At 65.9% G+C, this 25,606-nt stretch carries 17 protein-coding genes and 1 tRNA gene; 3 read left to right on the forward strand and 15 right to left on the reverse strand.

All coding sequences use genetic code 11. From position 1 onward, the window contains the following. Window positions 1-7: 7 nt before the first annotated feature. The 5 genes from B1991_RS06565 to B1991_RS06585 all read right to left on the reverse strand — a co-directional run bounded on the left by B1991_RS06565 (window position 8) and on the right by B1991_RS06585 (window position 7,876). Entirely contained in the window at window positions 8-2,290 is a 2,283-nt protein-coding gene (locus B1991_RS06565; RefSeq protein WP_136257924.1) for a TonB-dependent receptor, read from the reverse strand. Window positions 2,291-2,514: 224 nt separating this feature from the next. Continuing rightward, a complete protein-coding gene (locus B1991_RS06570; RefSeq protein ID WP_136257925.1) occupies window positions 2,515-3,408 on the reverse strand; it encodes a LysR family transcriptional regulator in 894 nt (297 codons plus the stop codon). Between the two features lie 97 nt (window positions 3,409-3,505). After that, on the reverse strand, window positions 3,506-5,908 hold the full coding sequence (locus tag B1991_RS06575; RefSeq protein WP_136257926.1) for a sodium:solute symporter family protein: 2,403 nt from the start codon (window positions 5,906-5,908) through the stop codon (window positions 3,506-3,508). Continuing rightward, on the reverse strand, window positions 5,908-6,759 hold the full coding sequence (locus B1991_RS06580; protein ID WP_136257927.1) for an HpcH/HpaI aldolase/citrate lyase family protein: 852 nt from the start codon (window positions 6,757-6,759) through the stop codon (window positions 5,908-5,910). Before B1991_RS06580 ends, B1991_RS06575 begins: the two co-directional genes overlap by 1 nt. Window positions 6,760-6,883: 124 nt before the next feature. Next, complete coding sequence (locus B1991_RS06585; protein WP_136257928.1) at window positions 6,884-7,876, reverse strand: RNA polymerase subunit sigma-70; 993 nt, start codon at window positions 7,874-7,876, stop codon at window positions 6,884-6,886. A gap of 176 nt (window positions 7,877-8,052) precedes the next feature. Between B1991_RS06585 and B1991_RS06590 the strand changes: the two genes are divergently transcribed. Then, entirely contained in the window at window positions 8,053-8,838 is a 786-nt protein-coding gene (locus tag B1991_RS06590) for an SDR family NAD(P)-dependent oxidoreductase (RefSeq protein ID WP_136257929.1), read from the forward strand. 260 nt (window positions 8,839-9,098) lie between these two features. Here B1991_RS06590 and B1991_RS06595 read toward each other — a convergent pair whose 3' ends face one another. From B1991_RS06595 to B1991_RS06620, 6 genes are all read right to left on the reverse strand, one after another. Continuing rightward, window positions 9,099-10,403: an McrC family protein gene (locus B1991_RS06595; protein ID WP_246031080.1), complete on the reverse strand. Its 1,305-nt coding sequence runs from the start codon at window positions 10,401-10,403 to the stop codon at window positions 9,099-9,101. A gap of 4 nt (window positions 10,404-10,407) precedes the next feature. Next, window positions 10,408-12,936, reverse strand: coding sequence for an AAA family ATPase (locus tag B1991_RS06600; RefSeq protein ID WP_136257931.1), 2,529 nt, complete (start codon window positions 12,934-12,936; stop codon window positions 10,408-10,410). Window positions 12,937-12,939: 3 nt separating this feature from the next. Next, window positions 12,940-15,222 carry a restriction endonuclease subunit S gene (locus B1991_RS06605; RefSeq protein WP_136257932.1) on the reverse strand — a complete coding sequence of 761 codons (2,283 nt, stop codon included), beginning with the start codon at window positions 15,220-15,222 and terminating at the stop codon, window positions 12,940-12,942. Then, on the reverse strand, window positions 15,219-16,676 hold the full coding sequence (locus B1991_RS06610) for a class I SAM-dependent DNA methyltransferase (protein ID WP_136257933.1): 1,458 nt from the start codon (window positions 16,674-16,676) through the stop codon (window positions 15,219-15,221). The genes B1991_RS06605 and B1991_RS06610 overlap by 4 nt, the downstream gene beginning before the upstream one ends. A gap of 3 nt (window positions 16,677-16,679) precedes the next feature. Further along, the gene (gene hsdR / locus B1991_RS06615; RefSeq protein WP_136257934.1) at window positions 16,680-19,151 is read right to left on the reverse strand and encodes an EcoAI/FtnUII family type I restriction enzme subunit R; all 2,472 of its coding nucleotides are present in this window, start codon (window positions 19,149-19,151) and stop codon (window positions 16,680-16,682) included. A 282-nt stretch (window positions 19,152-19,433) separates the two neighbouring features. Beyond that, window positions 19,434-19,509: transfer RNA gene (locus tag B1991_RS06620), tRNA-Ile, on the reverse strand. Between the two features lie 124 nt (window positions 19,510-19,633). On the opposite strand from B1991_RS06620, the gene B1991_RS06625 reads away from it, so the two are divergent. After that, window positions 19,634-20,005, forward strand: coding sequence for a SnoaL-like domain-containing protein (locus tag B1991_RS06625; RefSeq protein ID WP_136257935.1), 372 nt, complete (start codon window positions 19,634-19,636; stop codon window positions 20,003-20,005). 58 nt (window positions 20,006-20,063) lie between these two features. Here B1991_RS06625 and rpoD read toward each other — a convergent pair whose 3' ends face one another. Together rpoD and dtd are read right to left on the reverse strand one after the other, a co-directional pair. Continuing rightward, a complete protein-coding gene (rpoD, locus tag B1991_RS06630; RefSeq protein ID WP_136257936.1) occupies window positions 20,064-21,950 on the reverse strand; it encodes an RNA polymerase sigma factor RpoD in 1,887 nt (628 codons plus the stop codon). A gap of 171 nt (window positions 21,951-22,121) precedes the next feature. Beyond that, on the reverse strand, window positions 22,122-22,562 hold the full coding sequence (gene dtd, locus B1991_RS06635) for a D-aminoacyl-tRNA deacylase (protein ID WP_136257937.1): 441 nt from the start codon (window positions 22,560-22,562) through the stop codon (window positions 22,122-22,124). A 78-nt stretch (window positions 22,563-22,640) separates the two neighbouring features. Here dtd and B1991_RS06640 point away from each other — a divergent pair, with 78 nt between their 5' ends. Next, a complete protein-coding gene (locus B1991_RS06640; protein ID WP_136257938.1) occupies window positions 22,641-23,540 on the forward strand; it encodes an LpxL/LpxP family acyltransferase in 900 nt (299 codons plus the stop codon). Here B1991_RS06640 and B1991_RS06645 read toward each other — a convergent pair. Both B1991_RS06645 and B1991_RS06650 read right to left on the reverse strand, forming a co-directional pair. Continuing rightward, window positions 23,531-23,875 (reverse strand): tetratricopeptide repeat protein, encoded by a 345-nt coding sequence (locus tag B1991_RS06645; protein WP_136257939.1) that lies wholly within the window; start codon window positions 23,873-23,875, stop codon window positions 23,531-23,533. The two genes, B1991_RS06640 and B1991_RS06645, sit on opposite strands and share 10 nt — an antisense overlap. Then, a complete protein-coding gene (locus B1991_RS06650) occupies window positions 23,872-25,596 on the reverse strand; it encodes an ArnT family glycosyltransferase (protein WP_136257940.1) in 1,725 nt (574 codons plus the stop codon). The genes B1991_RS06645 and B1991_RS06650 overlap by 4 nt, the downstream gene beginning before the upstream one ends. Between the last annotated feature and the right edge of the window lie 10 nt (window positions 25,597-25,606).

Genomic DNA, 25,606 nt, shown 5'->3' on the forward strand with positions numbered 1-25,606 from the left:
CCGGGGATCAGAACGTGATCGTATACGTCAGCGAGGTGACGCGGCCGCGACCGGACCAGTAGTTCTGGTAGCCGACCACCTGCGAGGTGCTGAGGATGTAGAACTTGTCCAGCAGGTTCTCCACGCCGAGCGAGAGCTGGCCGTAGCGCGGGAAGGCGTAGTTCACGCCCAGGTTGAACAAGGTGTAGCCGCTGGTGCGTTCCTCGTAGCTGTAGGTGTTGCCGTCGTAGGCGCGCGTGTCGCTGCCGGACACGTGGCGGCCGAACAGCGAGGTGAAGCCGAGGTTGGCGTCGGCGTTGGGCAGGAACTTCCAGGTCACCGAGCCGGCCAGCTTGTCCGGGCTGATGTCGAAGATGCCCAGCGGCTTGTTCATGCCGCCGGCCGGGTACAGGCCGCCCGGGCTGGCGGCCCAGAACGCGGTCTCGCCGGTGATGTGCGAGTAGACGCCGCTCACCTTCCACTGCTCGTCGAAGCGCCATTCGCCGGTGAGTTCGGTGCCTTCGATGCGTACCGGTGCGCGCGACAGGATGTAGTCGTTGGAGTTCGGGTCGACCGCCAGCGAGGAGCCGAACGGCGACTTGGAGATGTAGTGGGTGGCGCCGAACGCGGCGTGCTCGCCGTGCCAGTTGAAGCCGAACTCGGTGTTCTTGTAGATGATCGCGGCCAGGCCGCTGATGCGGTCGACGGACTGGTTGGGCACGCTGATGTTGCGCAGCGGGATGCCGATGTTGGGCAGGGTGAACCCTTCGCTGTACGAGCCGAACACCGACCACTGGCTGCCGATGCGCCAGATCGCGCCGAAGTTCTTCAGGTTCTCGGTGTACTTCACGCCGCCACCCTTGACGAACACGCTGTTGCGGTACGGCGTGGTGGTGTAGTCGTTGACGTGCAGCTTGTCGTCCTCGCGGCGGAAACCGGCGCTCAGCGTGACCGGGCCGACGTCCCAGGAGAGCTGGCCGTAGGGCGCCGTGCTCTTGTAGTGCATCGGCGGCACCCAGATGCGCTTGGTCAGCGCCAGTCGTTGCTGCGCTTCGTCCTTGACCACGTCCACGCCCACCTGCAGCTGCAGGCCGGGTACGGTGAACAGCTCACCGCGCGTCCACGAGGTGCGCAGGCCGCTCTTCTTCGAGGTGATCTCCGACTGGTCCCAGATCCGCTGGTCGTCGGGGATGGGTGGCGCGATGAGCTGCTTGTCGTCGCCGTCCTCCGGCAGGAAGCGCATCGCCTGGTCGGCATGGTAGGCAGTGGCCACCAGCGAGCCGCCGAGGAAGTCGCTGTTGCTGTACTCGACGCTGTACTGCTCGAAGTCGTTGAACGCGTCCAGCGAGCCGTGCAGGTGGCCCTTCTCCGAGGTGTTGGTGAACGGCACGGCGCACGGCGGATCGTCGTCCGGGCCGCGGCAGCCGAGCACCTGCACGTAGTCGCCCTTGCCCTCGATCTTGAAGTGGCTGTAGGTCGCCTGCAGCCGCTGCGTGTCGCCCTGGCCGAAGTTGACGCCGCCCTTGAGGAACAGGTTCTTCGAGGTCGAATCGGCCACCGAGCCGCTGCCGCTCAGGCCGATGCGGCGCCCGTTGCCGTCGTAGGTGATGCCGCGGTCGAGGTAGGAGGCGGCGACCAGCAGGTCGTACGAACCCTGCTTCAGCGCGTAGGTGCCGCCCACCTTCCAGCCGCCGCTGTCGCGCGGGCCCTGGGTCTGCAGGCGGGTGCTGAGCGTGGTCTCGCTGCCTTCCTTGTCCGGCACCTTGGAAATGTAGTTGATGATGCCGCCGGCCGCGCCGATGCCTTCGGAGGCGGACGGGCCGTTGATGACCTCGACGCGGCCGATGATGCCCATGTCGGTGAAGGTGGCGTTGCGCGAGCCGTCGCGCAGCGGCGAGCCCTGCGGGATGCCGTCGAACAGGCGCAGCGGGATGCGCCCGCGCAGCGTCTCGCCGCTGCTGCTCATCATCTGCGAGGATTCCGCGTAGCCCGGCACGGTGCGCGACAGCACGGCGGTGGCGTCCTCGGTCACGGTCAGGGTCTGCTGGATCTCCTCCTTGGTCACCACGGTGATCGCGCCGGGGATCTCGTCCACCGCCTTCGGGCTGCGCGTGCCGGTGACGATGACCTCGCCCAGCTCGGTGGCCCGCTTCTTCGCCGACGTCGCTTTGTCGTCGGTGGACGTGGCTGCCTGGTCCTGGCCAGACGGAGCCCCGTCACCCGTGCTCGCGGCAACCTGGGCAGACGCATCGGCGGCGAGGGAGTAGACCAGCAGGATGCCGCTTATTGCTACGCAAAGTGGTTTGATCATGGCCTGTCTCGTGATGGTTCAGGTGGCCGCGAACGAAGTTCGCGGTGAACGCGCCGTCTCTGCCCGCGCACCATCGCGGTGCGCGTCCCGGTCGGTAGCCGTATCCCCTCCGCCGTGCAGATCCTCATGCGCGAGGCTAGGCGTTTGCCGACGGACGAGGAACCGTCGCTGGCTATCTTCAGAGGCTAGCTTTTGTTGCTTGAGCAACGCGGGCCCTGGCCCGCTCAGCCCCGGCCGGCGGCCTGCCGCTGTTGCATGGCCTGGCGGCTTTCCTGCAACAGCACGGTGACCAGGCGCACGCGCACGCTGGAACGGGACCACACGATGCCGATCCGCCGCGGCACCGTGGGCGCCGGCAACGGGATGCGCGCCAGCTGCACGCCCTCGGGCCAGGGGTGCGCCCAGTCCGGCACCAGCGACACGCCGAGGCCGCGGTCGACCATCACCGCGATCGCGTTGAGCGCATTCAGCTCGAAGCGCTCGCGCGGCACGATGCCGTGGGTACGCAGGTACTCGTCGGCCTGGCGGCCGCCCCACTGGTTGCGGTCGTAGCGGATCAGCGGCTGGGTCGCCAGCAACTCGTGCGGGTCGCGTTCGGCCATGCTCCTCGGCGCCAACACAATCAACGGCTCCTCGCGCAGCAGCAGCCATTCGCAGGTCTTGGGCAGGGCGAACGGTGCCTGCAGCACCATCGCCGCGTCGAGGTCGCCGGCTTCCACCGCGCGGTAGAGCTCGGCCGAGTAGCCGGGCTTGATGAACACGTTGATCTGCGGAAACGTCTCGACCATGCGCGCCAGCACGTCGGGCAGGAGGCCCGCCAGCGCCGTGGGGCAGGCGCCCAGGCGCAGCTCGCCGGAGACCGCGTTCTCGTTGGCCACGCTGCGCAGGTCGGCCACGTGGCGCAACAGGTCGCGCGAGCGCTGCAGGATGCGCGAGCCTTCCTCGGTGACGCTGACCGTGCGGCCGACGCGGGCGATCAGGGTGGCGCCGATCTCCCGCTCCAGCGTGCGGATCTGCTGCGCCACCGCCGCCGGCGTGATGTTCAGCACGCGTGCCGCGGCGGCCATCGAACCCTGGTCGACGATGGTGATGAAGGTGTGCAGGAACTGGGTTTCCACGGCGCCTCGCGGGTCTGGGCGGCAGGTCAGCGGAGCCTGCCGGTCGCTGCCATCATGCCGTGTCCGGCGGCTTCGCGGGGAGTGCTCGAAGGCACACTCAGTCGGCGCGGTCGGCGTAGATGGTCAGCCCCTTCAGCGAGCGCGCGGGCGCAGGGAAGCACAGGCTGGCCAAGTAGCCGATCACGATGCACAGCGCGATCGAGATGGCCAGGTAGAAATACGGGTGCACCAGCTTGAACCACCACGCCACCAGGGTCAGGCAGATGCTTGCACCGATGCCGATGGCCACGCCCGGCGCATTCGCGCGGCGGGTGAACATGCCCAGCGTGTAGGCGCCGGCGAAACCGCCGCCGAGCAGCCCGGCCAGTTCGATCGAGACGTCGAACAGCGAATGGATGTCGTAGCGCGACAGCAGCACGGCCAGCCCGATCGCGATCAGCCCGACCATGACGCCGGCGACTTCCGCGAACAGCACGCTCTTCTTCGGCGTCGGGTGCTTCACCAGTTTCTCGTAGAAGTCCACCGAGGCCAGCGTGGACACGCTGTTGATGATGCTCGACAGGGTGGACATGGCGGCGGCGAAGATGCCGGCGATGATCAGGCCGGTGACACCCATCGGCAGTTCGGCGGCGATGAACAGCGGGAAGGTGGCGTCGATCGGCAGGGTCGGGTTCATCCGCTCGGGGTGCGACTTGTAGTAGACGAACAGCGCCGTGCCGATCAGATAGAACACGAAGCCGCCCGGGATCATCACCGCCGCGAACATCCATACCGAACGCCCCGCCTCCTTGTCCGAGCGCGTGGACAGGATGCGCTGCATCAGCACCTGGTCCTTGGGGAAGGTCAGCACCACGTCGAACAGCACCAGGAACACGAACCCCCACACCGTGGCCTTGGTCAGGTCGAAACGGAAATCCAGCAGGCGCATCTTGTGCTCGGCCATCGCCGCATGGAAGAAGCCCGGCACGCCGCCGTGGATGTGCACGATGATGAAGCCGATCGCGAACAGCGCGCCGCCGAACATCACGAACACCTGCACGAAGTCGGTCCAGATCACCGCCTTCATGCCGCCCAGCGTGGTGTACAGGATGGTGAACACGCCCATGATCAGCACGCTCCACACCACGTCGATGCCGGTGATGGTGGCGATCGCCAGCGCCGGCAGGAACAGGATCACGCTCATCCGGCTGCCGATCTGCATCACGATGCACAACGCGCTGGCCAGCATGCGGATGGCCGGGTGGAAGCGCGTTTCCAGGTACGAGAACACGCTCATCAGGTCTAGCCGGCGCAGCAGCGGTACCACCCACACCGCCACGAACATCAGGCCGAGGACCGCGATCAGGTTGTTGGTGAGGTACTGCCAGTTGGTCTCGAACGCCTTGGCCGGGATCGCGATGAAGCTGATGGAACTGGTGTTGGTGGCGTACAGGCTGATGCCCGCGGCCCAGAACGGGATGCTGCGCCCGCCGACGAAGAAGCTGGCGGTGGAGGTGCGTTTCTCGCGCCGGTAGAAGAACAGGCCGATGCCGACCATGGCCGCCAGGTAGACCAGGATCACCACCCAGTCCAGCCAGCGCAGCAGCAGCTTGGTGGACTGCACGCGTGCGTAGCCGAAGTCGATGTGCTGGCCACCCGCATCGCGCTGCGCCCAGAACATGCCGTCGGTCCATGCGCCGGTCGCCACGACCTCGGCGGGCGCGGCACCCGGCAGCGCGGCCCAGGCGCCGGTGATGACCTGGAAAGTCATCAGCCTGGTCGTGCCGGCATCGCGCACCAGATAGAGCGCATTGGCCTGCCCCAGCGCGTGCCCGGAGCCGGGCAGTACGCGGCCAGGCACCCGGCCGCGCTCGCTCCAGCCGGTGTCGGCGTTCCAGCGCAACAGGCGCTCCGCGGTACCGGCCGCATCGGCCACGGTGACGAACACGGCCGCGGACTGGGCAACGAGGGAGGTCGGCATGCCGCCACCCGGCCAGCCGCCGACCCGGCTCCACTGCGGTTGCTCCGTGTTGGTCCGCAGCTGCAGCAGCTGCGCGCTGCCGTCGGCGCCGAGGCCGGCGACGGACAACGTATCGTTCGCCCACGCCCCGCGCGCGTCGTGCAGCGGCTCGGGCAGGGCGGGCAGGCGCTGCCACTGCAGCGTGTCGCCGTGCAGGCGCAGCCGGGCCACGCCGGTCACCACGCGGGCATCGGTTGCGGTGGTCAGCGCCCAGGCCTGGGTTCCGCCGTCGACGATGCCGTCCGGGGCAACCGCCACGCCGGCCGGCGACGACACGCGGCGCCAGGCCTTGCGCGTCGCGTCGAGCCGCCAGGTGTCGTCGGCGGCCATGGCGAGCGGTCGCCCGTCAACCAGGGCGATGGCCCGCAGCGCTTTCGCGGTTTCCAGCGCGGGCAGCTGCCCGTCCTGCACCGGGGCCAGGCTCTGCGCGTGCAACGGGGCGATCGTAAGGAGCAGCAGCGCGTACAGCCACGGCACGACCCGGCGAAGTCGCCCGTGCATCAGTCCGCCCGGTGCGCGGTGGCGAGCAGGGCCTGCGCGCGTTTCAGGAACGGCAGGTCGATCATCCGGCCGTCCACCACGAAGGCGCCGCGAGACGGCGCCCGGGCCGCGGTTTCGACGATCCGGCGCGCCAGCGCCAGCTCCGCCTCCGAGGCGGCGAACGCGGCGTTGGCCAGCGCGACCTGCCGCGGATGGATGCAGGTCTTGCCGACGAAACCCAGCCGGCGCGCCATGTGCGCCTCCTCGCGATAGCCGGCGTCGTCGTCGAGCAAGGCGTAGGCGCCATCCATCGCGAACACCCCGGCCTGCGCCGCGGCCACGCGCAGGGCGAACATCGCCGCATGCACGTTGCGCGGATCGGCGCGGTCGATGCCGTGCGGCTCGAACAGGTCGCCCAGGCCCAGCTGCAGGCCGGCGACGCGCGGATGCGCCGCGGCGATGCGTGCCGCGGCGGCCAACGCACGCGGCGTCTCGATGTTCAGCAGCAGGCCGATCGGTTGCGTCACGCCGTTCGCGCGCTCGGCCTGCTCGATCGCGGCCACGGCCGCCGCCACGGCCTGCGGCGATTCGATCTTGGGCAGGTTGAGCAGGGTCACGCCGGGACGGGCCACCGCGGCGAGGTCCGTCGCGAAGTGCGGCGAGTCCGGCGCGTTGGTGCGCACGATGATCAGCTTGGCTGCCCGCGCGACGGCGTCACCGGCGATGAACTGCGCCACCGCATCGCGCGCCGTGGCCTTGCGGTCCTCGGCCACGGCGTCTTCCAGGTCGAACGACAGCGCATCGGCCTCGCCGGCCAGCGCCTTGGCGAACAGCTCCGGCCGTCCACCCGGCACGAACAGCTTGCTACGCATGGCCCCGCCCGCTTGTCGCGATCCTCGTCATGGGCGGCAGTGTGCGGCAAGCCAGCCGGGCAATCGAGCCGATGCACCATGTTCAAAAGATAGTTTTTCTATCGAACCGGCAGCCGCGCGGCGGCTACCGATCCGGCAGGCCGAACCACGGGAACACGTTGCTCTCGAAGCGGCTCAAGGCGCAGACGCGATCGCCGGCGAGGGTGATGGTGATCAGTCCGCTCGGACGGCGGCTGCCGTCGACGCCGGTCAGGTAGGCGCCGAAGGCCGGGTGGCCGTTGGCGCGTGTGGGCACCAGCTCGAACCGCCGGCCTGCGCCGAACAGGATGGCGAGGAAACGGGCCACTGCCTCGCGACCCTCGTATTCGAGCGGTATCGGCGGCATCGACATGAAGACGTCGTCGGTCAGCAGGGTGACCAGCGCGTCGAGATCGGCGGCCTGGTAGGCGTCGACGAACCGGGCCACGATCGCCTCCTCGGCGCCCGAGTGGCGCGCGGGCGGCGGCGGCCGATCCGCCGCCGCCGAGCGGCCCTTCAGGCTGGCCCGCGCCCGCTTCAGCGCGCTGTTGGCCGACTCGACGGTCGAATCCAGCATGTCGGCCACCTCTTTGGCGTGGAAGCCGAGCACGTCGCGCAGGATCAGCACGGCCAGCTGGCGCGGCGGCAGCAGCTGCAGGGCGGTCACGAAGGCCAGGCCGATGGACTGGGCTTGCTCGTAGCGTGCCTCCGAGCCGGGCGGCGCGGCGGCCGCCTGCGCGAGCAGGGCGTCGGGGAACGGCTCGAGCCACGGCACCTCGCCCAGCCGCGTCGGCGCGGGCGGTTCGATCCCGGGGACGTTCCACGGGCTGGCCGGGCGCCGGCCGGCCGCGCGGCGCGCGTTGAGGCAGCGGTGGGTGGCGATGCGGTACAGCCAGGTGCGCAGCGAGGCGCGCCCCTCGAACTGGCCCAGGCCCTGCCACGCCGCCAGCAGCGTGTCCTGCAAGGCGTCCTCGGCATCCTGCAGCGAGCCGAGCATGCGGTAGCAGTGCACCTGCAAGTCCCGCGCGTGCGGCCCGGTCAGCTCGCGAAAGGCCTCGCCGTCGCCGGCGCGCGCCCTGGACATCAAGTCGGCTGTCATCACGCTCCCCATCGCGTCACCTTCGTTGCGCACCTCGTCGTGCCGGTCGCGGATAGACACCGGCCAGGCGGGAAACCGGGCGGCCTGCCAGCGCCCAGTTTCTGCCCGTGGCGGTGTCTGCCCCGGCGACGGATCGCTGATCCGCACATCCGACCCACCACGAGAAGGAAACACAGATGATGCTGAAAGACAAAGTTGCCGTGATCTACGGTGCCGGCGGTGCGATCGGCGGCGCCGTCGCACGGGCGATGGCGGACGAAGGCGCCACGCTGTTTCTCACCGGTCGCCGACGGGCACCGCTCGAGGCGGTCGCGCAGGACATCGTGGCCGCCGGCGGCTCCGCCGTGGCGGCGGAGGTCGACGCGCTCGACGAGCAGGCCGTGGACGGCCACCTGCAGTCCGTCACCGGCCAGGCGGGCCGTGTGGACATCTCGTTCAACGCGGTGGGTTTCTCCGATGCACAGGCGCTCGGCGTGTCCCTGCTCGAACTGGATGCCGAACGGTTCGCCGGGCCGATCGCGGCCTACGCCAGGTCGTACTTCCTCACCGCACGGCTGGCCGCCAGGCGCATGCTCGCGAACAAGGCAGGCGTGATCATGACCGTCACCGCGCTCCCCGCGCGCACCGGCACCACCATGAACGGCGGCTACGGCGCGGCGATGGCCGCCAAGGAGGCGCTCACCCGCGACCTGTCCGCCGAGCTCGCCCCCCACGGCATCCGCGTGCTCAGCCTGCGCCCGCACGGCATCCCGGAAACCGCCACGATGAAAAACGTGCACGCGCTCAAGGCCGCGGCGATGAGCTACGAACAGTTCCAGGCCTACCTCGCCGGCACCACCCACCCGCGCCGCGCCATGGCACTGGCCGAAGTCGCCCATGTCGCGGCCTTCATGGCCTCCGACCGCGCCAGCGGCATGACTGGCACCAACGTCAACCTGACCATGGGCAGCATCGGCGATTGAGGGGACCGGTCCGGTTTCCCGTCGCGCACCCGCCGCGATAGCAGCGGGTGTGCGATAAGACCCTCGCGTGCGATGGCTGCCGCGTCGCAATAGCGTGCAACGCTATGCAAGCACAACTCGAAGAGCCCAAGTGGTGCAGATACGACAGTTGACGAGTTCGCGATTTGCTAATTGCATTTCGGCGGGGTACTTCAGACACCACCTGCCTGCGCTAGCGAGGCGCTACCGGACCCAACGCCCGAATCGTGACCGATTGGGTACTACTGAATGGCCTCATTAGTCTGTGCAACCCAGAAGCCCGACCCTTGCGATAGATCCCCAACCAACCGATCGTTCTGCAAATCGAACGGCACGACCCGAAGGTGTAGATGCTGCGAATAGGTGAACACCGGCAACGGCTGCTGGAACCTGTGGGTCATGGGGTAGATCAGCAGCATCTGTCCTTCCGCGGGTAGGTAGCGGTGGCCGTAGGCGAAGAGCTGATAGAAGTCGGACTGGCTGAGGCCGTATTTATCCTTGGTGCCACCCAAGGCCTGGTCAAGCAGCTTCCACTTGGTATCCAGTACCCAAGTCCGCTCACCCTGCTTGATGAGAAAGTCGGGTTTGAGCTGAAACCATTCCTGACTGTCGTGTCCGCACAGGTACTGGCTGGATGCCTGCGTCTTGATTGTCGCGTCCCGGGGCAGCGTCTTGCGCAGGTAGGCCTCGACATAGCGTTCGAAGATCTTCTCCATCGGGAACAGCAGGCTGGTGCCATGCCACTCGCCCATGACCGACAGCGGGGTCTGCTCGCCGAGTATCAATGCGCACCACGGACGTGCTGGTTGGTAGTGCGTGAGTAGGCGATCGCTGCGCCAGCGGCGGAAGTCTTCGTTGACATTGCAGCTGCGTGGCACCGGCGCGAGGAAGGTCGCCAACTCGTGGGCTAGCCGCCAGTTGCCAGCGTCGCGGGTCAGCCGACAAACCCGGTCCAGCGCCAAGCACAGCAGTCGATTCTCGGGTCGGTCGGCATCAAACACGTCGTGCTCGATTTGGAACAGGTGGTCGCGTCCCGGCGGCTGGCGCAGCTGACGCGGCACATCCAGCCGGCCGCGCAGAAAACGCTGCTCCTCCTGCACACGGTGGTAGTCGAAGCGCAGGCCGCGCTTTACGAGCTTGTCCAACGCCTGCAGGAACTGACGCATCACCCATTCGGTCAGCGGCGTGTCAAAAGTCTGGATGTCGGTGGGCGACGTTTCACGGGCTGGCAAATCCAGGCAACGTGCCAGCATCTTTCGCAGCAGACACCGGGCCGCGTCGCGGTTGTCGCCGTGTTCTGCCGTCTTTGGCAAGATCTCGATGCGCGTGCCGCAAGGCGTCTCGATCACGCCGACATAGCTGTCCAGCCGCAACCAGCGGCGATCATCCACCTGCACCAAAGCAGCGCCGGACTTCTGCAGTCGTGCACTCTCACGGCACAGCCAGTCGAATGCCGATTCCGAGACACGGGCGACATCCAGCGAGCCCTCTGCAACGGCTGACGTGGTCAGTCGGGCGTATTCCCTGACGACGACAGGCTGGCGCACCTGTTCAGACCTTGCCGTCACCGAGAATGCCCAGATAACTCTGGGGCTTATGGAAGGCGTCTTCGTCCAATCGCCATGCCTTGGCTTCAGGTACTACGTCGCCCGTGTTGCCGAACAACGAGTCCATGGAATAAGTGGCGGGCACGACGAAACGGAATCCCTTGTCTTTGCGATGGTCGTTCAGGACCCACGCAATGCGCTGCCAGTCCTCAAAGAAGTATTCCTGAAGCAGCGGGATGATCTGCTTCAGGAAGATGCTCGACAGCCTCGACAGGTCATTGCTGTTCTCGAGCGACATGAAATAGGCATGCCCAAGCTGGTGGTCACGATCGAGCAAGATCTCTATGCGGCGGTTCATCGTCTCGAGTACAGCCGACATGTCGATTCCGGCCACTGTGATGCCAGTCAGCTTGTCCGGCCTGGGTGGCATTTCCACAAAGTCGAAGCGTCGACGAAGCGCTATATCGAGGCCGGCCAGTGAACGGTCAGCCGTATTCATCGTGCCGATCAGGTACACGTTATCCGGCACGCTGAATGGATCTTTCGAGTAGGGCAGCAAGACCTCCAGCGCCTCGGCAGCACCTGAGCGCTTGGATGGCTCGATCAGCGTGATCAGCTCGCCAAAGATTCGCGAGACATTGCCCCGATTGATCTCGTCGATGATCAACACGCGCGGCCTGTCAGCACCGGCCGCCGTGTCTTCAGATTTCAGAAGCGCGCGAAGCTTGTCGTAGCTAATCGAGCCCGCTCGCAGCTCGTACACGGTCATCTGACTGAAGCGGTTTTCCATCAGCGCGCCGTACGGCAAGGCGGGCTTATAGGCGCGAAGCCAACGTACGGTTCGCACCTGGGAGTAGTTGTCACTTTCACGGGCGACCAACTGATAGTCGCCGGTGATCTCGCCAATGGCGCGGAACTTCAAGTTGCCTTCGCTCACGACAACGAGGTCGCCCTTCTTCATCTGGCGGACAAAGGTGTTGATGGCCGTGATCGGGTAGTCGCCCAGCGAGAGCTGATCACCGGAGGAGGCAAAGACTTTTTGGATATCTTCGCGGGATTGGCACCGAGAAAAGTCTGCATTGTTGCCAAAGCCCATCAGGGCAAGGCCTTTCTCCATGCACTCCTCGTAGATGTGTCCCTCTGTGTTGGAGTCGCCCAGCGACAACTTCCAGATGCGCCGCCCCGACAGCTCCATTGGAGCGTCATCGCTCCTGCGTACCAGCCGGGTGCGCGCGGATTCACAGAGCTCCTTGAAGACGCCGTCTTCCACGTCATAGCGGATCTGCCTGGTATCCGGATCGGAGCTGGCGCTCAAGCCTTCGACGAAGTTCTCGTAGCTGAAGCTCTGGTGGAACGTCACGAACTGCACGAGGCCTTCCTTTGCCAGTTCGTCGTAGCGCTGCTTGAGCTCCTTGCGGCGCTCGTCGCTTTCGTCGTCGCCCAACCGCAGGAGAAATGAAGGGTCGAGGATCTCCAGCGCCTTCTCGATGGCCTGGTAGGTCTTCCCCGTCCCCGGCGGTCCGAAAAGGATCTGGTTCAAAGGGGGGCGCTCGGCGGCACTCTCTTTCGCCGAGGTCGCCGTGGAGGTTGTTGCAACCGGTGCCACCGGACCGACTGCATGGGTCGCAACCTTGGAAGACAAAAGGTAGGTCCCATTGCCGTCCTGAGTGACGGTGATGACGTCACCGGCCGCTGCACCAATGTCCTTGAAGTAGCTACCTAGCCGATGACGCAGTCGACCGCTGCCGGGGCTTGAAACGCGTATGTCGGTGTCGAACTCCAGGCCTGAGTCGGTGCGGAAGTGAGCCGTGTCGGCGGTGTCATCCGGTGTCTTGCCGCCGTACATGGTCTCCGGAAAGGGTGCGGAGATGAGATTGACTGGGAGATAGCCGTTCTTGATGGCCCCCTCGCTCAGCTTGACGACAAACGGTGTGTTGGCCACCCAGTCCTTCCAGAGCCGTTCGCTGAACGCGAAGATGCTCTCATCCGCCTGGCGCAACTTTGCGAGGGATCGGTAGAGCTCACCTTGAGGTGTCGTGCTGTCCGACGCCGGCAGGCCGAGAAAGTGCAGAAGAGGCTTGCGCACGTACACGCAGGGGATGCTAGGGTTCTGCAGTGGCTGATAGTGAAAGGCAATTTTCCAGCGATAGGCCGCGCCGAGCGGGCTGCTGTCGATCTCGTCCATGCGGCCGTCACGAGCGGCCTCGGCCACGGCTACCACATGGCCACGGATCGCTTGAAATGCCTCTTCGGGCGAATTGCCGAATCGGCGGTACCAGCCGTAGTGCTCGTCGTAAGCCAGCGAGGTGTCGCCCTCGCGCGTCACGGTGTCCTTGCGGGAGAAGATCCCGAACTTGAAGGCGGAGCCCCCGGCGATGCTGCCGTAATCGATCAACCGGAATTCCAGCCAATAGATGAAGCAGTCTTTGTCGCCCGCGGTGGTGTACTGGGCCGGGGTCATGGTGCGTAGCCGTTCCAACGGCCACACCTGAAGAAACTCGCGCCACAACGTGTCGTCCGTGCTGAAGGCCATGGGTCAAAACTCCATCGTGGTTTGTTGCGTCGTGCGAGGCGGATGGCCGAGGGGCACGACATCGTTCTGGCGCATCCACCCCAGCCACTTGTGCAGCTCGGCGGGCGCAAAGCGCTGCTTGCTGGCGTGCCAGTGCTCGCGCACCTCTTTGACGATCCAGTCGTCGTCCGGGGTGTGGCCGTCGAGCAGGGCGTCGTTCCAGGCGGCGAAAAGGGTGGCGATGATCTCGACCTGTTCGGTATTCAGGCCGCCCATGAGATCGATCAGGCGATCCATCTCGATGCGCGCATGGCCAAGCACGGCGACGCCTTCTTCGGCCAACGCCTTGATGCCCTTGCCGGGCACGTAGCTCACCTTCTCGTGGCCGGAAGGAAGTGTCTCGACGCTGTGGGTGTACCAGCCAGCGGCCTCCGCCTGCTTTTCCAACGCGTAGATGTCGGTGTCCAGTGGGCCGGCTGCTTGGCGCATGTAGCGGCCTCCAAGCTTCAGGCCAAGGCGTGATTCGGCCAGATAGAGATGCTTCATGTGCGCGGTACGGCCGAAGTTTCGCCTGGAGGCGAGACGCGAGACTACGTAGCCGCTCACGGCAGCGCGTGGATGTTTGCAGCTCGCTGCCGGAGTGGGCGCAAGCGCCCCATGCAGCAACGCTTCGAGCAACTGGCTGCGGGCGGCTTCGCCGGTGGTGAGGCTGGCTTCCAGTTGGTCGCACAGCGCCATCAGCTCGTCGAGCTTGGCGACGATACGGCGTTGCTCCTCTAGAGGAGGGACTGGCATAAGCAATGTTTCAACGCCACCCACACGGAGATGCTGAACCGTTGCTCCGATAGGCTTGTCTTGAACCCGATCCATCAGTCGCGGGTCTTGGAGTGAATAGAGAATGAAGCGCGGATCCATCAAGTCGGCTGGCAAGCGAGCAAGCATCATTCGCTGGCCGAGACATATTCTTTCGCCCGGAGGAATCAGGCAGACCTCGCCCATGGGGGCCTCCCGGGTTATCAACACGTCGCCTGGTTCGGGTGTGCACCTGGCGCTCCATTCCTCGTATGTACGCTGGTCAACATACCTCTGGTCGATGTTGTTCATCTGGCCATCGCGCACGTTCGTTGTCCGGATCAAGCGAACGCCGGATTTTGCGTAAGGCGCAGTCTTGTTCTTGCAGTCAACGACAAGGATCGAGCACTGCATCAATGTCGCCCATGTCCAACCAGCGGGAAGCGGATCTAGCTGATCCGGCACACGCTGCGTTAGCAACTTTTTAAGTTGGGCACGAGCTTCAACTTCATTCGGGTAGCCCCCTTCAAGCTTCTTGGATCGAAGTGAGGCAATTTTTTTCAGCAAGGATGTTGCCGGCTCGCTCGAAGGGTCTTGCGGTACGAGCTTGCCGCGGACGGCGAGGTTGAGGATGGCTTGGCGAAGTTGCTTGATCTGGTCCGGGCGGGCGGTGAGGGCCGGGAGGGCGTCGAGGGCGAAGCGGGCGTCGGCGGGGAAGGTGTCGGGATCGGGGGTGCTGAGGCGGGCCAGGCTGGCGGCCGCCAGCCGGTCACGCGTGGCCTCGCGCTGCGCCCGCGTCCCTTCCAGCTGGTCGCACAGCGCCATCAGCTCATCGACCTGCTTCTGGGTCGATGGGTCGACAAGTGGCACAGGGACTTCAGCTATTTTCCCGATGCTTAGCGAGACATTTGCTGTACCAATCATGCGCGAGACGAGTAGTTCATCCTTGAACGTCGTCAGGTATTCGTAGAGAAAGCGAGCCGATAGCTTTTGCGGATCATGAGGGAAGATCGCCGCAAGAATGGTGCCTAACGCGAACCGCCCCTCTTGATAGTGAAGGCGGTGCAAGCTTGCCTTGCCATGTCCTGTGGAAGACACCAGCGGCACGATTGCAGCGGCACCGTCGAAGTCATAGTGATCGCTCGTCATCCGTTCGGCAGCGGTGACAACCATCGGGTACGGTCCGGGTGGCGCTCCTTTGATGCCGGTGCGCCCCTTTTCAATCGTTGCCACTGAGCCCAGACGAATGAAGCGACTGGGTTCGTCAAAGCCCTCTGGGAGATGGTCTTGATTGATCGTGACGACCGATTTCTTTCGGCGTGGTGATCTTCCCGCCGCCGGGACGAAAGCGCCTGACCGATCTACATCTTCTATTTGTGCGGAACCGATCGCGCGATCGAAGTTCGTCAGCTTTCCCGAGATCGCGAGTGCGATGATGACCTTGCGCATCTGCTGAATCTGCGCAGGTCCATCGCCGGCATGAGCTAGAGCAGCAAGAAAGCCTTCGCTATTCATCGCGCCAGCGCTTCGGCCAGGATCGCCTTCAGCTGTTCGCGCAACCGCGCCGTCTCGGCCTCGGCCGCGTCCAGTTGGGCAAGCAGGATTTCTGGGTCGCCGTGGTCTTCGGTCTCGGTATGGGGATTCTTGACATCGAGGTTGTAGCCGCGTGCCTTCACCTCGTCCGCGGTGACCTTCCACGCCTGGGGCGTTTCCACGCGGCCTTCGCGGCTGGCGCCGCCCCACCATTCCACGCAATTCTGCAGGTGCTCGATCCTGATCGGCCGGGTCATGGAGTAGGCCTTTTGGCCTTCGGGCACGCGGTGCTCGTAGTACCAGATGTCCTGCGTGGGGCTGCCCTTTTCGAAGAACAGCAGGTTGGTGCCGATGCTGGCGTAGGGTTTGAACACGCTGTTCGGCAACCGCACAATGGTGTGCAGGTTGCACTCTTCCAGCAGATGTTCCTTGAGCCGCGCTTTCACGCCCTCGCCGAACAGCGAGCCGTCCGGCAACACGATCGCGGCGCGGCCACCGGGCTTGAGCAGGCGAATGAACAACGCCAGGAACAGGTCGGCGGTTTCCTTGGTGCGGAAGTGCGCGGGGAAGTTGGACTCGATGCCGTCCTCTTCCTTGCCGCCGAAGGGCGGGTTGGCAAGGATGATGTCGACGCGCTCCTTCCGCTCCCAGCTGATGTAGGGTCGGGCCAGGGTGTTGTCGTGCTGCACGAAGCTGGGGTCTTCGATGCCGTGCAGCAGCATGTTGGTGACGCACAGCATGTGCGGCAGCGGCTTTTTCTCCACTGCGCGCAGGCCCGCTTGCAGGGCCTTTTCATCGGCTACCGATTTCACGTAGCGGTCGCGCATGTGGCGGATGGCGCAGGTGAGAAAGCCGCCCGTGCCGCAGGCGGGATCAAACAGCTTTTCGCCGGGATGCGGGTCGATGCGGTCGACCATGAAGGCGGTGACCGCGCGCGGTGTGTAGTACTCGCCGGCGTTGCCCGCGTTCTGCAGATCGTTGAGCAACTGCTCGTAGACCTCCCCGAAGTGCTTGCGCTCGGCCAGGTCGTTGAAGTCCACCGTGTTGATCTTGTTGATCACCTGACGCATCAGGTGGCCGGACTTCATGTAGTTGTAGGCGTCTCCAAATAGGCTGCGGATGACGCGGGCGCGGTTGGCCTGCTTGCCCAGCGCGGGGAGTTCCTTGAGGGCGGGAAACAGGTCGTCGTTGACGAAGGCCATCAGCGTGTCGCCGGTGTCGCCCTCGGGATCGGCGGCCCAGCTGCGCCACTGCAGGCGCGGCGGGATCGGCGAGACGTAGACGTCCTGCATCAATTCGAGTTGCTGATCCTGATCGTCGATGATCTTGAGGAAGAACATCCAGCACAACTGGGACAGGCGCTGGGCGTCGCCATCGACGCCGACGTCCTGGCGCATGAGGTCCTGGATGGATTTGACGGTGGTACGGGCTGACATGGGTTAAGCGGATTCCTGTTGCGTGTTACTGGCGTAGAGCGCGTTCTGCAGTTCATGCACGGCACGCTCGAAGCCGGCCTTGCTGCCGAAGGGCTTGATGAGCTGGAGGGGCGTGCCCATCGCGTTGAAAGGAGGAATCTCCAGGACGCGCACGTTGTCGAGGTCGCCGACCACGCCTTCGTCCCGGTACTTGGCCAGCAGGGCCTCCAGCACGGCGCGTGCCTGCGGGCCGTATTTGGTGAATACGTCGCGCTTGGTCACGTTGTCGGCGCGCTCGCGGCGGCTGAGTGGTGGCTGGTCGAAGGCGATGTGGCAGATCAGGTCGAACGGATCCAGATCCTTGCCGACTTCTTCCTGCAGGGGTTCCAGCAGCAGGCCTTCCTCGGCCAGCTCGGCAATCACCGACTCCTTGCGCTCGGCTTCGCGCCAGCGACGCAGGAAGGTGTCGAGGCTGGTGAAGTGGCGACGGATGGCGTTGCGGCTGTAATCGCGCAGCGACTCGGTGACCAGCTTGCCGGACTCGTCGAGGTATTCCACGCGTTCCAGCACCACGGTGACCGGGCGTTGCTTGACGTAGAACTTTCGCGGCTGGCCGTCATCCACGCCGGGTGGCGGAGTCGTCGGTGGCGGCTGATCGACAACGGTTTCCTCGTCGGTGGGCGTGGGCGGCAACGGTGTGCCTTCGTCATCGAGCGGGACATCGTCCGGCGGCACCGGCGGGTCGTACTCGGTGGGCTGGTAGATCTGCACCGGCTCGCCGTCGAAATCGGGATCGGCGAAATGGTTGGTGGCCTTTCGGAAGTCCACCAGGGTGAAGTAGTACTTGTGAGTGTCCTCGTGCACGCGGGTGCCACGCCCAACGATCTGCTTGAACTCGGTCATGGAGCCGACTTCGCGGTCCAGCACGATCAGGCGGCAGGTCTGCGCGTCCACGCCGGTGGAGAGCAGGCGCGAGGTGGTGACGATGACCGGGTGGGTGGACTCCGGGTCGATGAAATTGCCGAGCTGGGCGGCGCCCTCGCTGTCGTCGCCGGTGATGCGCATGACATAGCGGGCGTTCTGCTTCACCAGATCAGCGTTCTCGTTGATCAGCGCCTGGCGCATGCGCGCGGCGTGCTCGGTGTCGACGCAGAACACGATGGTCTTCTGGAACCGGTCGCCGCTCTGCTTGAGGTAGTCGGAGATCCACTTCGCCACGCGCTGGGTGCGCTCGTCGATCACCAGCGTGCGGTCGAAGTCCTTCTCGTTGTAGAGCCGGTCGTCGATGAGATAACCGTGCTTGTCGGTCTCGCCCGATTTGGGCCGGTAGCCCTGCACGTCGACATCCAGGTGCACCTTGATGACCTTGTACGGCGCCAGGAAGCCGTCACTGATGCCCTGCTTGAGCGAGTAGGTGTACACCGGCTCACCGAAGTAGTGGATGTTGGAGACGTACTCGGTTTCCTTGGGTGTGGCGGTAAGGCCGATCTGGGTGGCGTTGCCGAAGTACTCCAGAATTTCCCGCCACGCGGAATCCTCGGCGGCGCTGCCGCGGTGGCATTCGTCGATGACGATCAGGTCGAAGAAGTCGGGGGAGAACTCGCGGAACAGCTTCTGGCGTTCTTCCGGCCCGGTGATCGCCTGGTACAGGCCGAGATAGATTTCGTACGCCGGGTCGATGCGGCGCCTCTTGTCCAGCGCCAGCGTCAGCTCGATTTCAGTCCCGTCTGCTCGCTCGATCGTCTTGCTGGCAGTGCTGAGCTTGGCCATCGCCGGCCCGAACGGCCGAAAATCGTTGACCATGGTCTGGTCGACCAGCACGTTGCGGTCGGCCAAGAACAAAATGCGTTTCTTTTGACCGGCCTTCCACAGTCGCCAGATGATCTGGAACGCGGTATAGGTCTTGCCGGTACCGGTGGCCATCACCAGCAGGATGCGGTTCTGGCCCTTGGCGATGGCCTCGACGGCGGCGTTGATGGCGTTGCGCTGGTAGTAACGTGGTTCCTTGCCGCTGCCATCCTCGTAGTACGCCTGCAGGACAGTGCTTTCCTGTGCGGGCTGCAAGCCTTTCCAGCTTCGGTAACGGCTCCACAGTTCGTTCGGGCTTGGGAACTCGTTCATCGACAGCGACTGCTCAAGCGGCACCGAAACGCCGCTGCGGTCGTGGAACTGGAAGCCTTTGCCATTTGAGGAGAAGACGTACGGGATGTCGAGCGTGTTGGCGTAGCCCAACGCCTGCTGCATGCCATCGCCGGCGGCATGAGTCTGATCCTTGGCCTCGATCAGGGCTAGCGGTAAATGCTTGTAGTACAGGACATAGTCGGCCCGCTTGGCCTTACCGCGGGTGACCAACCGGCCGCGCACGATGATGCGGCCTTTGGTAAAGCCCACTTCCTCGCGAATTTGTGTCTGCACGTCCCACCCGGCAGCCACCAGCGCTGGGGTGATGAATTTGGTGCAGACGTCGCGTTCGCTCAGTTTTGCCCCTGCGTCCACTGCCCTCGGCCCCTGGTCGCCCGTTCGAAGCGCGGGTGTTCCCTGAGCTTAACAAAGGATGCCTCAAATAACGCCTTCTGAGAGCCTTGGAATTGGTCGGTTGGAAACAGACCCTGGAGAGATCTGTGTGCGATGCCTGTGGAATTGGCAGCCGTCTAGAGATCGCGCAGTAGCTAACCAGCTCCTGTGGATGGCAGCGTCAAACTTCGAGAGAAATCCTTCAAAATTTGGCGCGAACGCCAAACTTTTGAAGAATGCATAGGGCCGCGCGACGGCCACCGATGGTGGGCCCACCAGGACTCGAACCTGGAACCAAGGGATTATGAGTCCCCTGCTCTAACCATTGAGCTATAGGCCCGCGCGGCGGTGCAGCCCGGCATGGTAGCGGCCGGTGGTGCCGGGCGTCGAGTGAGGGTGGCTGCTGACAGTACGTTGTCAGTGGGGTGGCGTAAGGTGGCGGTTCCTTCCCGAGGAGATACCCGATGAACACCGAAGCGATTGCGAAGCGGCTGGTCGAGTTGTGCCGCGAAGGCAAGTACGAGGAAGCGCAGCGCGAGCTGTATGCCGAGGATGCGGAGAGCATCGAGCCGGAGGGCCTGCCGCCGGGCGCGTTGGGCAACGTGAAGGGACTGGCGGCGATCTACGAGAAGGGCCGGCAGTTCGGCGCGATGCTGGAGGCCGTGCATGGCGGCAGCGTGAGCGATCCGGTGGTCGCGGCGAACTGGTTCAGCATCGCGCTGGCGATGGACGTGACCATGAAGGGCCGCGGCCGCATGAACATGAGCGAGATCGGCGTGTACCGCGTGCGCGACGGCAAGATCGTGCGCGAGCAGTTCTTCTACGACGTGGGCTGAGCGGGAAACGAAAAAGCCCCGCACGGGCGGGGCTTTTTCATGGGGGCGGCTGCGTCGCCTACTCGACGTCGAGAAACGAGCGCAGCTGCTCCGAGCGGCTGGGGTGGCGCAGCTTGCGCAGGGCCTTGGCCTCGATCTGGCGGATGCGCTCGCGGGTGACGTCGAACTGCTTGCCGACCTCCTCCAGCGTGTGGTCGGTGTTCATGTCGATGCCGAAGCGCATGCGCAGCACCTTGGCCTCGCGCGGGGTGAGCCCGGCGAGCACGTCGCGCACGGTCTCCATCAGGCCGGTTTCCGTCGCCGAGTCGATCGGCGAGCTGGCGTTGCCGTCCTCGATGAAGTCGCCCAGGTGGGAATCCTCGTCGTCGCCGATCGGGGTTTCCATCGAGATCGGTTCCTTGGCGATCTTCAGCACCTTGCGGATCTTGTCCTCGGGCATCTCCATTTCCTTGGCCAGCTCCTCCGGCGTGGCCTCGCGGCCGAACTGCTGCAGCATCTGGCGGGAAATGCGGTTCAGCTTGTTGATCGTCTCGATCATGTGCACCGGGATGCGGATGGTGCGCGCCTGGTCGGCGATCGAGCGGGTGATCGCCTGGCGGATCCACCAGGTGGCATAGGTCGAGAACTTGTAGCCGCGGCGATACTCGAACTTGTCCACCGCCTTCATCAGGCCGATGTTGCCTTCCTGGATCAGGTCGAGGAACTGCAGGCCGCGGTTGGTGTACTTCTTGGCGATCGAGATCACCAGGCGCAGGTTCGCCTCGACCATTTCCTTCTTGGCGCGGCGGGCCTTGGCCTCGCCCGAGGCCATGGCGCGGTTGATGTCCTTGATGTCGATCAGCGGCAGGAACAGCTTGCGCTCGATCGCGGCCAGCTTCTCCTGCTCGGCGTCGATCGCCTCGCGATGGACCTTGATGTTCGGCGACCACTTCTGCCGCTTGCGGCTGAGCTCGGCGACCCACTCCGGGTTGCCCTCGTTGCTGGGGAAGGCCTTGATGAACTCGGCCTTGGGCATCTTCACCTGCTTGACGAAGATGTCCATCAGCACGCGCTCATGATGGCGGATGTCGCCCACGACCTCGCGCAGCTTGCGTACGAAACCGTCGATCAGCGCGCTGGGCAGCTTGAGCTTGAGGAACTCCTCGGCCATCTGGTCGCGCAGCTTGACGATCTTCTTGTCGGTGATGCTGGCGGCCTTCGGCGCGGCCTTCTGGAACTTGGCGTAGTAGTCGCGCAGGAGCTCCATGCGGCGCTTGACTTCCTCCGGATCGGGGCCGCTGGGGCCGGCCTCTTCCTCGTCGGCATCGTCAGCATCGTCGTCGTCGTCGCCGTCGGATTCCTCGTCCAGACCCAGCTCGGCGGCTTCGGCGGCAGCGGCTTCCTTCTCCTTGCGGGCGAGGTCGGCAGCTTCCTCCAGGTCGAGAAAGCCGGCGAGGATTTCGCTGAGGCGGCGCTTGCCGTCCAGGTGCTGGTCGTATTCCTCCAGCAGCAGCTCGATGGTCAGCGGGAAGCTGGCCAGCGCGGTCTGTACCTGGCCCAGGCCTTCCTCGATGCGCTTGGCGATGGCGATTTCGCCCTCGCGGGTGAGCAGCTCGACCGTGCCCATCTCGCGCATGTACATGCGCACCGGGTCGGTGGTGCGGCCCACTTCGGCGTCCACGGCGGAGAGCAGCGCCACGGCCTCCTCGGCGGCGGAGTCGTCGTCGCCCGAGCCGCCGCCGGGGGCGGCGCTGTCGGAGATCGTGTCGGTATCCGGCGCGGCGTCATGGACCTCGATGCCGACGCCCTTGAGCACCGCCATGATGTCTTCGATCTGCTCCGGATCGACGATGTCGTCGGGGAGGTGATCGTTGATTTCGGCGTAGGTCAGGTAACCCTGCTCCAGGCCCTTCGAGATGAGTGCCTTGATTTCCGACTGTTGCTCGTGGGGAGCTTTGCTGTTCATGGATTGACCGACCGCCAAAGGGGTGCAAGAACCGGACATTATAGCGATGTGCTGCTTTTCTGACCAGTTTTCAAGTGAAAAATTCTCTCGTCTGCCGTGTCGGAGGACACGCAAAATTCGAGCCAGACTGCGGTGTTGGCGCTGTCTGCGACGTCGCGCGCGGCATGTCAGTCAGGCGGTGTCCAGCCAGAAGGTGACCGGGCCGTCGTTGACCAGTTCGACCATCATATGGGCACCGAAGCGCCCGGTTTCCACCCTCGGATGGGCAACTCGCGCCAGCTCCAGCAGGTAGTCGAACCAGTGGCGCGCATGCCCGGGCGCGGCGGCGCGGGTGAAGCTGGGGCGCATCCCCGAGCGGGTGTCGGCGGCCAGGGTGAACTGGCTGACCAGCAGCAGGCCGCCGCCGGTATCGCGCAGCGAGCGGTTCATGCGGCCGGCATCGTCGGCGAACACGCGGTAGCCGAGCAGGCGCTCCAGCATGCGCCGCGCCTGCGCCTCGCCGTCCTCCGGCTGCACCGCGACCAGGGCGAGCAGGCCGGCGTCGATGGCGCCGACGGTTTCGTCCTCGACCCGCACGCTGGCGGAGGTCACGCGCTGGATGAGGGAGATCATCGGATGCCGGGATTCGGAATTGGGGACGCGCAAAAGCATAAGCGAAGCGGCGGCGCGGCCCCAGCTACACTTTCGGGCATGCGTTTCGACATCTACGTGATCTATCTGCTGCTGCGCCTGCTGGCACTGTTGCCGCTGCGGGTGCTGCATGGCATCGGGGCGGGGCTGGGGCGGCTGGTGCTGTGGCGCGGGGGGCGCACGGCCCATCACACCGCGGTGAATCTGCGGATCGCGCGGCCGTTGCCGGATGCGGCGCGCCAGCGCGCGCTGCTGCGCGAGGTGATGGGCGAGGGCGGCAAGTCGATCACCGAAATCGTCAAGGTGTGGGGCGGTGGCGCCGGGCGCGCACTGGATCTGGTGCGCGAGGTGCGCGGCGAGGCGCTGCTCGATGCCGCGCTGGCGGCGGGCAAGGGCGTGATCATCGCCGCGCCGCACCTGGGCTGCTGGGAGTTGCTGAACTACTGGCTGTGCCGCAAGACGCCGATGGCGATCCTGTACCGGCCGCCGCGGATCGCCGCGATCGAGGGCCTGCTGCGCAAGGTGCGCGGGGCGCTGGCGCCGGAGCAGATCCGCGCCGACGGCGCCGGCGTGCGGGCCTTGTACAAGCGCGTGGCCGCCGGCGGTGCGGTGGGCATCCTGCCCGACCAGAAGCCGCGCGCGGGCGAGGGGCGGCTGGCGCCGTTCTTCGGCCGCGACGCGCTGACCATGGTGCTGCTGCCGCGGCTGGCCGCACGCACCGGCGCCACGGTGCTGTTCGCCTTCGCCGAACGCCTGCCCGCCGGCGCGGGTTATCGCATCCACCTGCGCGAGGCACCGCCCGGCATCGCCGACGCCGACCCGCAGGTCGCCTGCACGGCGCTCAACCGCGGCGTGCAGGATTGTGTCGAGCTGGCGTTTGCGCAGTACCAGTGGCAGTACAAGCGCTGGTCGGCGGTGGGCCTGGTCAGCCCGTACGACGACGAGGGTCGTCAGGACTGAGCGGCGGCGTCCGGCGCGGACGATTGCTCCAGCCGGCGCAGGAACACGGTCATTTCCTTTTCGGCCTGCTTGTCGCCGCGTGCGCCAGCGGCGGCGATGCCGCGACGCCAGGCCTCGGCAGCCGAAGCGGGCGTGCCGGCGGCGAGTCGCGCCTTGCCCAGCAGCTTCCACGCGGCCGAATAGGTCGGGTCGAATTCCAGCGCGCGCTCGAAGGCCGCCACCGCCCCGGCAGCGTCGCCCGCGTCGAGCAGGGCGCTGCCCAGCGAGTAGCGCAGCAGCGCGCCATCGCGCGGGCCGTCGCATTGCCGGCGCAGGTTGTCGAGCAGGGCGCTCACGGCAGGCGGTAGCGGCGGTCGTCGGCCGGATAGAGCTGGGTTGGCTGCGCCGGTTCGGGCGGCGTGTGGCCGGCACGCAGGTCGGCCAGCGAACTGGCTGTCCAGATCACCACCCAGGAGGAGCGGAACGGCTGCGCCAGCAAGGCGTAGCGCAGATCCGCAGGGCTGAGCTGCTCCGGCCGGTCGACCACCAGCGCATCGGGATGCGCGCGCGCGTAATCGGCCAGCGCCCGGTCGCCGTACAGCTCGGTGATCGGCCGGGTCAGCCGGCCGGCGAAATGGAACTCGCCGGCGTAGCTGCCCATGAAGGCCAGCGGGTGGCCGGCCTGTTCGGCGCGGCCCAGCAGTTCGGCCGAGGGGCGCAGGTCCCAGCGCGGCCACAGGGTCAGCGTGAACAACGCATTCAGTGCGAACACGCCGATCAATCCGGCCACCGCCAGCCGGCGCAGCTCGCCGCGACCGCGCATCAGCAGCAGGACGCCGAGCAGCAGGAAGATCACGCTGAAGTAGCGGCTGTACGGCGCGACCGTGTGCGCCCAGTCGCCCTGCACGACGGTGTGCTCCACCAGCATGGGCAGCGCAAACAGCAGCAGCGCGAAGACGATGCCGGCCACACCCAGCGGCCAGGTGCCGAGCGCGTAATGGTTCGCCAGGGTGGGGCGGCGATCGCGCAGCACGGCAATCGCGCCGGCCATCAGCAGGGCCACGCCGGCCAGCTCCGGCAGCGGGTAGTACAGCTGCTTGCCGCTGATCAGCGAGAACACCACGAACGCGGGAACCAGCCAGCACAGCGCGAAGCGCAGGCCCGATTCCAGCGGCCGGCGCAGCCCGGCCACGGCCACCCACGCCCGCGGCCAGCCGCTGAACGGGAACAGCAGCACCGGCAGCCACAACAGGTAGAACCAGAACGGCTCGGCGTGGTTCTGCAGGTCCTTGCCTTCGGACAGCTTGTCGACCACGCGGCCGGCAGTCTGGGTGAAGAACAGCCGTTCGCGATAGGCATCGCCGCCGGCCAGGCCGGCCGGCAAGGCCCACGCCAGCAGCATCGCGCCGCCGAGCAGCAGGGACAGCGCGCCGGCGCCGTACCAGCGCGCACGATGTTCGCGCGCCCACTCGCTCCACAACGGCCCGAGCAGCCACGGGAAGGCGACGTGCAGCAGCATCACCGGGCCCTTGGTCAGCAGGCCCAGTCCCACGCAGACGCCGAACAGCAGCCAGCGCGGTTCGCCGCGTCGCGGCTTCGGCGTCAGGCACAGCAGCGCGGCCAGCACCCAGACCGCCAGCAGCACGTCGTACATGATCTGCAAGGCGAACAGGAACGCATAGCCAAACGCCAGCAGCATCCACGGCGCGGCCTTGGCCATCCACGGCCGCTGCGGAAACAGCCGCCGCGCCAGCAGCGAGACCAGTACCAGCTGCGCGCCGCCGAACAGCACCTCCAGCACCCGTGGCCACACGTCGTTGACGCCGAACACGAACCAGCCGGCCTCGATCAGCCAGAACAGCAGCGGCGCCTTCTCGCTGTACGGCTGGCCGTTGATGTGCGGCACCAGCCAGTGACCATGACTGAACATGTCCCACGCCACCGCCAGCGTGCGGGTGGAATACAGCGGCATCGGGCCGTGCGCGAAGATCGCCAGCAGCGCCACCAGCATCCACAGCGGCAGCCACGGCCAGGCTGCGCGCAGGTGTTCGGAACGGCTGAAGGAGCTGGGCGACACGGGGTGCACT

The organism is Rhodanobacter lindaniclasticus (assembly GCF_004799035.1).
GTDB classification, from domain to species: domain Bacteria; phylum Pseudomonadota; class Gammaproteobacteria; order Xanthomonadales; family Rhodanobacteraceae; genus Rhodanobacter; species Rhodanobacter lindaniclasticus.